Annotated in this window: 7 protein-coding genes and 1 other RNA gene; 2 read left to right on the plus strand and 6 right to left on the minus strand. The window is 39.3% G+C overall.

Annotation, left to right across the window (positions count from 1 at the left end; genetic code table 11):
• Positions 1-3: 3 nt before the first annotated feature.
• Both GQR87_RS12610 and GQR87_RS12615 read right to left on the minus strand, forming a co-directional pair.
• Positions 4-345: an RnfH family protein gene (locus GQR87_RS12610; protein WP_158969818.1), complete on the minus strand. Its 342-nt coding sequence runs from the start codon at positions 343-345 to the stop codon at positions 4-6.
• Between the two features lie 70 nt (positions 346-415).
• Positions 416-847 carry a type II toxin-antitoxin system RatA family toxin gene (locus GQR87_RS12615; protein WP_158969820.1) on the minus strand — a complete coding sequence of 144 codons (432 nt, stop codon included), beginning with the start codon at positions 845-847 and terminating at the stop codon, positions 416-418.
• A gap of 150 nt (positions 848-997) precedes the next feature.
• Between GQR87_RS12615 and smpB the strand changes: the two genes are divergently transcribed.
• On the plus strand, positions 998-1,477 hold the full coding sequence (gene smpB, locus GQR87_RS12620) for an SsrA-binding protein SmpB (RefSeq protein ID WP_158969822.1): 480 nt from the start codon (positions 998-1,000) through the stop codon (positions 1,475-1,477).
• Between the two features lie 62 nt (positions 1,478-1,539).
• On the opposite strand, the gene GQR87_RS12625 is transcribed toward smpB, so the two are convergent.
• From GQR87_RS12625 to GQR87_RS12640, 4 genes are all read right to left on the minus strand, one after another.
• Complete coding sequence (locus tag GQR87_RS12625; protein WP_158969824.1) at positions 1,540-2,682, minus strand: DUF6786 family protein; 1,143 nt, start codon at positions 2,680-2,682, stop codon at positions 1,540-1,542.
• 149 nt (positions 2,683-2,831) lie between these two features.
• Positions 2,832-3,836 carry a family 43 glycosylhydrolase gene (locus GQR87_RS12630; RefSeq protein WP_158969826.1) on the minus strand — a complete coding sequence of 335 codons (1,005 nt, stop codon included), beginning with the start codon at positions 3,834-3,836 and terminating at the stop codon, positions 2,832-2,834.
• A gap of 37 nt (positions 3,837-3,873) precedes the next feature.
• On the minus strand, positions 3,874-7,044 hold the full coding sequence (locus tag GQR87_RS12635) for a GH116 family glycosyl-hydrolase (protein ID WP_158969828.1): 3,171 nt from the start codon (positions 7,042-7,044) through the stop codon (positions 3,874-3,876).
• Positions 7,045-7,397: 353 nt separating this feature from the next.
• Positions 7,398-10,838 carry a ThuA domain-containing protein gene (locus tag GQR87_RS12640; RefSeq protein ID WP_158969830.1) on the minus strand — a complete coding sequence of 1,147 codons (3,441 nt, stop codon included), beginning with the start codon at positions 10,836-10,838 and terminating at the stop codon, positions 7,398-7,400.
• Between the two features lie 366 nt (positions 10,839-11,204).
• Between GQR87_RS12640 and ssrA the strand changes: the two genes are divergently transcribed.
• Positions 11,205-11,562, plus strand: a transfer-messenger RNA (tmRNA) gene (ssrA, locus tag GQR87_RS12645).
• Positions 11,563-12,264: the final 702 nt, after the last annotated feature.

Raw genomic sequence — 12,264 nt, forward strand, 5'->3', positions numbered from 1 at the left:
CTGTTATTTTTTTAGTGCTTTAGCCCTACCGCCCGTGACTTTATTTGCTCGGCCTTCATCGATAGCTTTTTCGGCTCTACGCCTTCTAGCTTCTTTGGGGTCGGCAATCAGTGGACGATAAATTTCTATACGATCCCCCTCTTTGGGTAAATCAGTTAATTTACAGGCCCTGTTCCAAATCCCCACTTTACTGGTTTGTATATCTATATCAGGGAAATGAGAAAGGATCCCTGACGTTTCAATAGCTTGTTCTACGCTTGAGCCTTGTGCAACTTTACATTCGAGTAATACTTGTTTGGTAGGAAGGCCATAAACGACTTCGATAGTGATGAGTTCTGCTGTCATGTGTATTTTTTACTTTTTTCTTTATAAATTAACTAACTTCAAGCTTTTACGTTATTAATTTGCCATAAGGCTAACCGTAAACTTGTTTTGCTCGTTCGGTGAAAGCGACAACCATATTGCCGGCAATAGAATTAAACACTCGACCAAAAGCCATTTCGATTAATCTACTTGAAAAAGCAAAATCAAGATTCAGTTCAATTTTACATGCTGAGTCACTCAGGGCTTTAATTGTCCAACCTCCAGTTAGCTCAGAAAAAGGCCCGTCCACTAAATCCATTTGAATCGATTCGCCCCGCTGTAAAGTATTACAGGTAGTAAACCACTGTTTAATTCCTGCTTTAGAAATCAAAATAGATGCACGCATCTGCTCATCATTTTGCTCTAAGACTTTGGTTTCAGCGCAACCCGGAATAAATTCAGGGTAACTTGCAACATCGTTAATTAAATCAAACATGGAATCGGCACTATAAGCGACTAACGCACTTCGTGATACATTCGACATCCACTCTCCAGCACTTATAAACGTTATTCTGGGTAGATTACCATAATTAATCAAAATTCGGCACAGCCTGATGTTCGCAGATCTAGGATATTTACAAAATTGCTTATGTTTTTTGTTGTACCAATAAGCACAATCTCTATAATACCGCCCATGAATAAAAAGAAGTCAAAATCAAATACCGACAGCACTATTGCTCTCAACAAAAAAGCCCGTCATCAATATAACTTAGAAGATAAGTTAGAAGCAGGTATGGCTTTACAAGGTTGGGAAGTAAAGAGTATTCGTTCTGGTAAAGTCAATATTTCCGAAAGTTACGTCACTATCGAAAAAGGTGAAGCTTATTTAATTGGTTCTACTATACAGCCACTCAATCAAGCTTCTAGTCATGTTGTATGTGACTCAACCCGTAAACGTAAACTATTACTTAAACAGCGTGAACTAGATAAATTAATCGGTTCGGTTGAACGCCAAGGTTTTTCAATTATAGCAACCGCTATGTATTGGAAGAAAAACTGGGTAAAAGTTGAAATCTATCTGGGTAAAGGTAAACACGAACACGACAAGCGTGATGCGGTTAAAGATAGAGATTGGGCTCGCGATAAAGAGCGCATGATGAAACATTCGGCCTAAATAAAATGCTCCCCCAATAACGTATCGTTAAAGGGGGCATATTTAACCTAAGTTAAGGTTTTTTATTTCAATTCAGTTAAATCTTTTTGCAAAACCTTCTTAGCAATCTTATTTAAAGCAGTAAAGTCACCTGCAAAATGATAAGTCTTATGTAGATGTTGAATAGAAGCATTAGGCTGTAATTCTTCGGCATGAGATGACGACTCCAATTCATAAAATGGTCCCAACTGTTCGCCATTATCTAGCGGGCCATCATTGTAAGAATTGATCACATCCCCTTGATAACCACCATTTTGGTGTTCTCTCCATTCAGAATTAACATAATCAGGACGACCATCAAACGTATAACCAACAATGGTTAACATGTTTTTATCTGCATCATAACTACCAATGTAGGGTTCAACATTTTTTGGTGGCAAGCCCAATTTAAAACGTGCAGTACCATTACCTTTAAACATGACATGTTTATCTGTGGTGGTTAAGCGCCCCTCCGGCACTTCGCCAAAGTAAGAGGTATTAAGGCTTAATTCATTTTTGTACGGAATGATTACAGTGGTATTATCAGAGGGAATATACATACCCAATATCCAGATAGATAACAGTCCCGTCTCTTTTTTCCATGTCTGGATACCCGTATTTACTATTTCATTATCAGATTGATATGCAACGTAATCCACCTTGTTATTCAGAATAATACCGAGATCTTTCTCAATCGATTTTTTATCAAAAATAGTAACTTTACGTTTCACTTTAATATCGAATTCAAACCCCTGATAATTAATCAGTTGCATGTTTTTTTCAAAAGATACGTCGCGACTAGATTGTGAGATAACATCAAAAGGTTCAGTATCGAGGGCTGCAGGGGTAAACCAATCATCAAAAACAAATTCGCTGCCTTTTTTAAAGAAAATTGAATATTGTCCGCCTTCTGGGCCTATCCAAAATCGGTCTTCACCACCAAAGGGGTTAATGTGTTGTGCAAATTTCCCTGCCGCCAGTAAATCATAATGCATCCAACCATAACTATTACCAGCCAAGCCTGATGCGGTACTGGTCATCACTCGACCTTGTAGTTCAGGCAAAATAATAATTTGGCTTTTGCCATTATTCTCTTCTAGGGTGATAACTTGTTGGTATCTTTTTAGATAATCAAGATCATAAGCAAAAGTCCCTTTCTGCGGCGAACTTTCTGCAGTTTTTATCATTGCAGGCTCACTACAACTAACCAATAAAACAGATACACACACTACACTTTTAAGATAATTCACCATTATTTCATCGCCATTTATTGTTATGTCTTTACCCTGTTAATTTTTCTATAAAGCACTACATACATAAAGCGCGGCTAGAAAAATCACTGCCAAACTAAACTATCGACACTGACACCTCGGTTTGGCCATTCAGCACTGGAGATATACCAATCGCCGTTTTCATCTTGAAATATTTCCGGTGCATGGCCCTGTAAGGTTGTAATTTGTTTTTCATCGCCTAAACCAAAATCCACAGGATCATTGGAATTAAGTACATAAGTGGTTTGTTGATAAGCGCCTTGAATTTCTTTGCCATCCCAAATTCCGTTCCATGAACAGACAAATAAATAGAAAGTATTATTGTGAAAAATCAAGCTTGGCGATTCTGGATCATAAGTGTTAGCAGTAAAAATAATCTTAGGCTCACTCCAATTCACTAAATCAGTTGAAGTTCTTAATGCGACACTTTTTTGGGTGCAATACACAAGATAGTACTGACCATCGTGGAATAATAAACTGGGATCACGTGCACCATCTTTTTCAGAAAACAAATTACCTTTTACTTGCCATTTATAAAGGTCTTTAGACACAGCCAAACGAATTGGGCTGGGCCCATAAATCATATGAAATAAGCCATTTTTCTTAACAATAGTCGGGGCATGATTAGATAATGGCTCGCCTGGCCTTTCATGGGGAGGCAAGACTTTAGCTTGGTCGACATAATGGTCGTTTAGTATCGATTGTTTAAAACTAGTAACAGTTGAAACCGCATGAAACGATGCCATTTCCCCCTCGTGTACACCACTTTTAGGACTAGGTGGAACATAGGGATGAGTAATACCAAATATGTGCCAAAGGCCTGCATCACCTTTAATAAAAGTATGGTCATTCGGCACCCAATCTTGATACCACTGTCCTTGTTTTAAACGTTGCGTATCGGGGCCAAAAAATCTGTCACCTTTAGGTTGATAGATCCAAACAAAATTATTCGCTTGTTTAGGGATCAACACCTTAGCTGATGCCTCTACCCTCTTATTATTTTGACTGGAGTGAATACAAGCCACTAAAAATAATGACAAGCAAAGGACTAATAAAGTTTTACATTTCATATTTATGTTCCCTATATTTCATTCAATAAACGACTATTTAATTGTGTTTAATCGATACCAAAACAGAATCAGACTCTTTCAGCGTCAGCATTTTAGGCAAATCAATAACAAGCTTGTCTTCGTTTTGGAAGTAGCTTGTGGTCACGGGATTACCGTTTACACTCACTACAACCGTTTTGGCTGACGCTTGATCTTCTAAGCTAAAAGCCAATTTATTTAAAACCAGAGAGCCATGTTTAATTGAAATAGATTCAGTTTGTTGCGACTTGTTACGTGTCTGCTCGAAGGTTAACCAAGCATCTGCTGTCACAGCCGGTGCTTTAAATTTTTCTGGGGTAATTTTTGGTGAAAAAGCTAAATAACCTTTAGGTCCGTGATACTCAAAACCACTAATAGCGGTGAAATGGCCAAAACTAGCCATAGAGCGAGCGTAATGAATACCCCACTCTACTTCTGCCCAAGCGTTACGTTTACTACCATGATATCTTTGATTATGCATATACCAGATGTGAGCCAAAGAACGATGAGGCATGCCATGCCACATCATTAACGACGACAAAGCGTACTCATAACCATTTTGCGATTCATTATTATAAGCGGCAAAACGAGCTTCACCTTTATCTAACACTTCAGAGCCACCTCTTGGCCAAGTCGCAGCAATAAAAGCGCCCTCGCCTGGCATAGCGTACCAGCGACCCGCTGGCTTTTGTTGTCTGTAAGGTCCAACGTCAGTTGTGAAGTTATATTTCCAAATAGAATCTAGGGCTGTGGTTATTTTATCTTTATCAATAATACTGCCTAAGCCAACATGATAAGCCCAACTTTGTCCCAACATTTGACTATATTCGTTACCCGTATAAATACCTGGGGAATTTTCATGTTCAGGATCGCCAATATGGAAAAAGTACTCACCATTAAACAGATCATTTTCAATAAACTCTTTGCCTTTACGGGCAATATTACGATTAAATTCAGCATATTTACGGTCACCCATTTCATCTGCCATTTCAGCCATAGCCAGCAAAGCGGCATTATATTGCATGCTCAGCCAAGCCACTTTTCCGTACCAATCAGCATCTAAAGTATTATGTTGTGCGCCGGTTAAAATCCCATCATGATCAGCATCATTCACCTCAGTTAAACCTGCCATGGCCTTTTTTAATGCTTGATAATTCTGTTGCAAAAACGTGTTGTCTACCGACATTTGGTGAGCAAGATAACTTCTTAGAATAATCCCAGCTTGGCCATCAACCGCACCATCGTTTTCCATCCAACGAAATTTAATCACTCCGTTTTCCATCATGGCGCCACTTTCACTTTGTGGCACAAGATCGGTTTTTTCTCTGAGGTTTATTTCAAGTTCAGGAAATAATCGCCCTAACCCTTGGGCGTATCCCCAAACATGGGTGCAAGTGCCGGTGCCTTGATAGCCACCTTCATAACCATAAAACTGCTTGCCTTCTAATATATGAGACGTGCCAGAAGCCAATATTGAAATATTCAAAAATGTACGGTCTAAAAACCAATAAGGTAAAGTTGAATCGTACCAAGTGTTTTTCCACAATTTGGTTTGATTTTCTAAACTCGGCAAGTGACGAATGAGATGTTCTGACACAGAAGTGGCATTAGCAAAACGCTCTGCATAGTGGCGCTTTTTAGTTTGTGAAAACGCCACTTTGGTATTGGGGAAATGCCAAGTTAATAAAAATTTAACGGTTTTCTCATCACCCGGCTGTAATGTGTATTTAGTACTTAATCCACCAATTAACTGGGCCGTGGCCGATATTTTAGCGCTGGAATGAGTCTTGGAGTTATTCGGAATACCTGTTACAGGTAAATTCAAATCAGCAGAGCCTGTCGCCCCGCGGTTCAGTAAACTCAGTGACATAGAACCGTAATCTTGCATCAACTGCGGTTGCAAGCCAATATCGGTCAGCACAACTTGGTCAACAATCACATAACCCGCCCAACCATCTTTAGACAGATCGAATATTTCTATTTGTGCTTGTTGTCCCTGATACTCGGTTAAGTCTATTTGTTTACGGGTGACAAATTCACTTCTTTCGCCGTGTATTGAAGCGATGGGTTTTCCATCCACTAATACTCTTAGGCCCGTTTCACTGACGCCATTTGTTTTATAATCACCACCGCCAATTAACGCGGTTAAATAATCTCTATTTATAGTGAAAGGTTTTGAGGTTAAGGTACCTAGCAGACGGTTATCAAAGGTTGAATTTGATTGGTCTTTAACCAAACGAGAATCAGCAATTCTATTACCCGCCTTTTGTGAGGGTTGATTGTTAAAAGCATTGTTATAAGGTGAAGCTTCTTCAACAAATGCACGCCCTGTGGCCTGCCATTTACCTAGACCATTTTCAAAATCATCATAAACAATATCTGCTCGTTCACTTTTATCAGGATTAAAAACCACAGTACTGTCTAATCTGAGTCCGCCATTGTCTAAAGTAGACAAGCTATTAAGCAGTTTGCCATCTGTAATCTTGCGGTATGTTTTCGATTCGGTAAATACTGCGTTTTCTATCCATCCAGTTAAATCAAATGATACGGCAGCGTTAGAAGTATTCTTAACTGAAAAATTTAAAATGGTAGCTGGATAAGCAGAGTCATCCACGTTTAACGGCATAAATGGAGAAAAGGCCTCAAGATTAACCTCTACAGGTAAGTCATCATCCTGATAAGTGACGTTACCAATGGGGTATTGGCCTTTAAACTGAATTTTATCTATGCCATGGCGATCTAATATTTTACTAACGGTTTTACCTTGTGATTGTGTGGTTAACACGAATCCATGCTCAATATCTCGTGCCCCTTTGTCGTTTCCCTTACTGCGTTCATAGGGAAATTCGTAGGCTTCTTCCCCTTTTAAATTTTTTAAAATGTTGTAATTTAAATTGAAGATATCCCAAAACCAAAGTTTGCCATCGCCTCCCAAATACAATTGCCCGGCGCCAATACCGCCAACTGGCATGCCTATATATTCAAAGTTGTTCGAATTGTTTTTGCTATACACCAGAGGTTGCCCTCTTTGTGTTAAAACTTGCGGAAAATTAGCTGGAAAATTCTTCACTGTCGGGGTTTTGCCATCACTACTTAACTGCAATTTCTGCATAATAGTGTTTGACTGATCCTGGCCATAAGTGAATCCATTGGTAAACAGTAGCACTATTAAGACAAATAAATTTTTCAAAGACACCTCTTTTATGTAGCAAAAACACAGGTTCAGAGCACTTTACATATAGTTTTGTTTTTCAATTTAAATTATGTGTAAAGTTAAAATCATTAAGTGTGATTATTAACTAGCCGAGGGCTTTAGTCAAAAAGATCAAAATCAGCTATTTAAGACATTAACTATATAAATCAACGGATTAAACAAAAAACATAAAGTTATGAAATTTAACTTCTGCATTACTTTTATTTAACAAATGACTATTAAGGCGGTTATCGAGGAAATGACTGAGAACGGAAGGAAGTGACGATAAATCGATTTTTTACTTAGATATAGACGCCAGCTTAAATGCTGGCGTCGTATTTTAGTTGCTGTTATTGATGAATAAAACTAACCGAAAATATATTGGCTGTGGCGGTATCAGCTTTAACTTCAGGTAAAGTCACAGTCAAAAATAAAGGTGTTTTTTCATTGATAGGTGCAAACGCCAAAGTAAGATCAACATCTGCGTAGGGTTTTAAGTTCTTGCCATAAGTAAATTTACCTGAGGCAATCACTTTGCCTCGTTTACTACCCATTCTTAGTGAAAACTGAGCGTCATCAGGTAACCAGTCCAAATACTTTTGTTTGATTTGTAACCCTTTCACTTGAGTTAAATCAAAAGTCCCAAGAGATAAAGTGGTATTTTCACCAGAGAAGATCACCGATTCCACTCCGCCACCAGCAAAGACAATGCCTTTAGTTTTACCCGCAGATTCAAATAACTCTCTGGCTAATAAAGTAGCAGAGCGTAACGCAAATTCATTTTGGCGTTTTATCGCAGACATACCATTGGCAACTTGGTCGGTATAACTGACACGTAATGCATAATGACCATCTTTACTAACAACAGGTAACTTGCCCGTAAGTGGCAAGCTCGGCACTTTAGACTTATTCAGTAAAATATACTGACTTAAGGTTGTGCGTATCTGGTCTGACAAAAAGTCGTGTGCTGGCATTTGATGTTGCCCCCACTTACCTGTACTACCTGATGCTATGCTATTTTTCAAATACTCCATGGCATTATCTAAACTGGCGTATTTGTCGGCAATTTTTTGAAAAGAAGGCCCAACAGAAACAGCTTGCTCTTGGTGACAACCAATACACAAATGTTTTTTGGTGGCTGCACGACCTGGTCCAAAAGGATCATTGGCCAAATGCCCGACCGCTTTTTCAACCGCTGCTCCGTCATTTTTCACCAAAGCAATATCCACTTGGGCAAACTCAGCAGAGTCTTGGCTAATCACGCCATCTTCTAAATCACTAATATTCACTTGATATTCATGAGTTGAAATATTTGGCCAGATAAAGTCTTGATTCCCTTTAACACTAATATCAATACTAGGTGGTGCGTTGCCTACTTCGATTAACTGCATAGCAGTATGAGTAGCTCCAGCCTTGTCGATTGCCGTTAGTGCGACTGCATATCGGCCATTATCTTGGATATTAAATACAGTCTCTAGCCCCTGTTTTTTTTCTGCGCCAGTAAAATCAGCTGTAGCAACACTTTGTTGTGCCGTTAACTGAGTTAATTGCCAACTAAAAGTCAGGGGATCTAGGTCGGGATCAGTTGAATTAACAGCCGACAAGTCAACAGTTAAAGGTGCAACACCTTGGGTTACAGCAGTTTGTATTTTTGCCGTCGGCGCTCTGTTACCGGCACCTGTATAAACCAGTCGAGACAATCTTGCATCAGGATTATTCGCATGCCATTTAGCGCCGTATTCCAATACATATAATTGACCTTTAGCGCTAAATTTTAAATCAATTGGTGCGATTAATTCAGCTTCAGGGGCAAACTCTTCGATTTTGTATATATCACCGTTTTTATCACTAAATACCACTTTCACCCAACGACGCATAAAATCAGAAATAAACAAACCGCCATCGTAGTAACTCGGTAAAGCCCCCTCACCTTTCTTAGTTCGGTACACACCCGCCACTAACGCATTACGAGAGCCTGCTCCTAATTCAGGAAACTTGGCAGATTGACTATAGGGATACCAAATATAAGCGGGTTGCGCAGGCGGTAACCTTTCTAAGCCAGTATTACGCGGCGACGTATTACGTGGACTTAACGGGTTATTCCATTTACCAGGCTTTTTAGTGTCGTAGTTAAATTGGCGATAAGACTTATTGTTAGCAATAAATAACGGCCAACCAAAGTTACCCGCTTTACGTACACGGTTAACTTCGTCATATCCTTTTGAGCCATGTTCGTCATTGTCTGCTTTACTGTCTGGCCCCACATCGCCGTAGTACAAGGTTTTTTCTTGATCATCAAAGGCTAAGGTATATGGGTTACGGGTACCCATAACATATATTTCAGGTTTACCTTTTGCAGCATCAGCAAATAAATTACCTTGAGGAATGGTATAACTACCATCGGCTTGCGGTTTAATACGTAATATTTTACCGCGAAAATCTTGAGTATTGCCTGACGAACGATACGCATCGTGAGCATCTCGGCCATCTCTAAAATCAGCAGGACCGACACCAAAGGCTTCAAATGGATTGGTATTATCGCCTAAAGCAATATATAAATTGCCTTCGCCGTCAAACTCCATATTGCCACCAGTGTGACAACATGTATCTTCGTTGCTGGTTTCTAACATATTCACCACTGAACTATTATCCAGCTTGCCATCTACTATTGTAAAGCGTGAAACTCTTTGTAATGGCCCCGCCCCTGCAACATTTGAAGGTACGTTATACATCATATAAACAAACTGATTAGTAGCAAAGTTAGGATCAAGCGCCACAGTTAATAAACCAAACTCACCAAATCCTACTGCAGAAAACACATCCACTTTACCAATCTGCTCAACGTTATTGGTTTGCGTATCAAACCAATGCACTTGACCTTTACGTTCAATAAATATCACCCCATTACCGTCTTGAGTAATATCTAAACTGACTGGCTCTTTTAAATTATCTAACAGTGTTTCTTTAACAAAACGATTCGGTTCAGGCCTTGATTTTGTATAGTCTCTGACGTTATTGCCAATAGCATATTCAATACCGCCTAGAAGGTGCTTCATATATAAAGGCTTTTTGAAGTTTTCAGCATTGTGGCCAATGCCGGTATAAAACGAACGGCCACCATCAAAGTCGTGATACCAAGCAATAGGATGATAACCATTATGACCCCCACCATTGTATGAGGTTTCGTCTACCTTCATTAAATCAATGCGACGATCTGACAAACTTTCAAAGTCGTACCATTCGTCGGCCATCAAAAAATTATCTGGGAAATCAGTGGTCGAAGCATGAGATTTATTAATCACTTGAATACGAGCCGTTTGCACATTCGACGGAGTATTAGGATGACTAGCAAACACAGCCCCCACTAATCGGCGATACCAAATCCAATCACCACGCCACTCAGTATCAGTAGCGGCATGAATGCCAACAAATCCACCGCCCGCTTGAATATAACGCTCCATTGCTACTTGTTGTGGTTGATTCAAAATATCACCAGTGGTATTTAAAAACACTAAGGCTGAAAATTCTGACAAATTAGTATCGTTAAAAATTGCCGCATCTTCAGATACCGTCACTTCGATACCTTTTTTAACTAACGCTTGTTTTAAAAGCTCCGTGCCAGGCTCGATAGACTTATGTCGGTAGCCCATAGTTTTACTAAAAATAAGTACCTTTTCTGTAGCATTCATTTTTACCGGCTGAGATTCTTTGGTTTCAGTACCACAACCCACCAGAGCTAAACCTAGGTTAACAACAAATAATACGGCAACAAACCGCGACAAGCTTTTCATATATACACGACCTAAGATAAGGATTTTACAAATTCGAGGAGCAGATATACTACTTTCGTATGACTTTGAGTCAATAGTTAACGAATTGTTATTTAGGTAAAAATATTGATATCCCAGTAAGGCAAAGGCCTCGCCCAACATTACGATTTATCACACAGTCATTAACATATCTGTTAATGACGTTAAAAATATTATTGCCAGCACTGAAAAGCCCCACTGGCTAAATTTTTTGCTCAAATAAGCAACAATCAAACTAAAAATTCGTTATTTAGTGACCTTTTGTAACAATATTTAGTGTTAATCATTATTCCTTATTGGTGGGCCTGTGTTAGAATGCCTGCGTTGGTGGTTTGCAACCAACGCCTTGGGGCTGATTTTGGATTCGACAAGACTCTAGACGCTTTAGGTGCATGTCGAGGAGCGGTTTGCCTCGTAAAAAGCCGCATTTAAATAGTCGCAAACGACGAAAACTACGCACTAGCCGCTTAATAACCGGCAGTGCCCTTCCACTCATACTCTTTCTGCTAGTAGAGGTTCGGAAGGTCATCCCAGCAGGATAGCGAGGGAACCTTGTCTAAGGGTGAACCGCGAAATAGTATTAGGCCAGCTGCAACGAAATCCTGTTTGTCGGAGTTCCACGTAGTTAAATAAAAGACAAAATAAACATGTAGTACCGACGGTTGACGTTTTTTGGACGCGGGTTCGAGTCCCGCCAGCTCCACCAACTGAATAAAAAAAGGCTGATTTATCAGCCTTTTTTTATGCCTGAAATAAAGTGATGTAGAGCAGAATAAAGCAGAATGTTACAGACTAAACAGCATGGTGCAGTATGAAGCAAAAGATTAAAAGCTATTCACCACAGAGGCTTTGCTACACAGAGCAAAGCCAACTGCAGATCCTAGTAAATAGGAGGTAGGAAATAGTTTAAAGATTGAACTGGCACAAGATCATCACCCAACCTCAAAGCCTGTCATTCCTGCATGTTGTTAGCAGGAATCCATTGTAAGCAGTGGCTAGTTACGATTTTAGAACTACGAGCTTAAAAGCAAAAGACTAAAAGCATTGAACCACAGAGACTAAGCTTCACAGAGGGCACAGAGAAAACACCTAAAATTGGGCTGGTTTAAGTCCTGCCCTTATCTATGAATTTACATTTAACGACCCAAAATCCGCCGAATTTCGACTAACTCAATTCAATACTCAGTCCATCTTAAATTGTATTTATTTAATATGGCGATGACCATTTTGTTCTTTTGTTCACCATTTTCCGCAGAGACAGGTGATTAACGTAAAATAATCTTGTTCTAACTCCGATATTCACGATATTTCAGAAGTAAGGATTAGCAAAAGAAGATGAAATGAATCTGTATTTTATGAGCACAATGAAAAAGCTAATTTGACAAAGTAATTTCTAATTTTATTTTGT

The sequence above is a fragment of the Paraglaciecola sp. L3A3 genome, from assembly GCF_009796765.1.
In the GTDB taxonomy this organism is placed as follows: Bacteria; Pseudomonadota; Gammaproteobacteria; order Enterobacterales; family Alteromonadaceae; genus Paraglaciecola.

Bases quoted from the DNA above. Each gene is read 5' to 3' on its own strand.
- GQR87_RS12640 (WP_158969830.1), bottom strand. From the start codon at position 10,838: ATGAAAAGCTTGTCGCGGTTTGTTGCCGTATTATTTGTTGTTAACCTA.
- smpB (WP_158969822.1), top strand. From the start codon at position 998: ATGAATAAAAAGAAGTCAAAATCAAATACCGACAGCACTATTGCTCTC.
- GQR87_RS12630 (WP_158969826.1), bottom strand. From the start codon at position 3,836: ATGAAATGTAAAACTTTATTAGTCCTTTGCTTGTCATTATTTTTAGTG.
- GQR87_RS12615 (WP_158969820.1), bottom strand. From the start codon at position 847: ATGTCGAATGTATCACGAAGTGCGTTAGTCGCTTATAGTGCCGATTCC.
- GQR87_RS12610 (WP_158969818.1), bottom strand. From the start codon at position 345: ATGACAGCAGAACTCATCACTATCGAAGTCGTTTATGGCCTTCCTACC.
- GQR87_RS12625 (WP_158969824.1), bottom strand. From the start codon at position 2,682: ATGATAAAAACTGCAGAAAGTTCGCCGCAGAAAGGGACTTTTGCTTAT.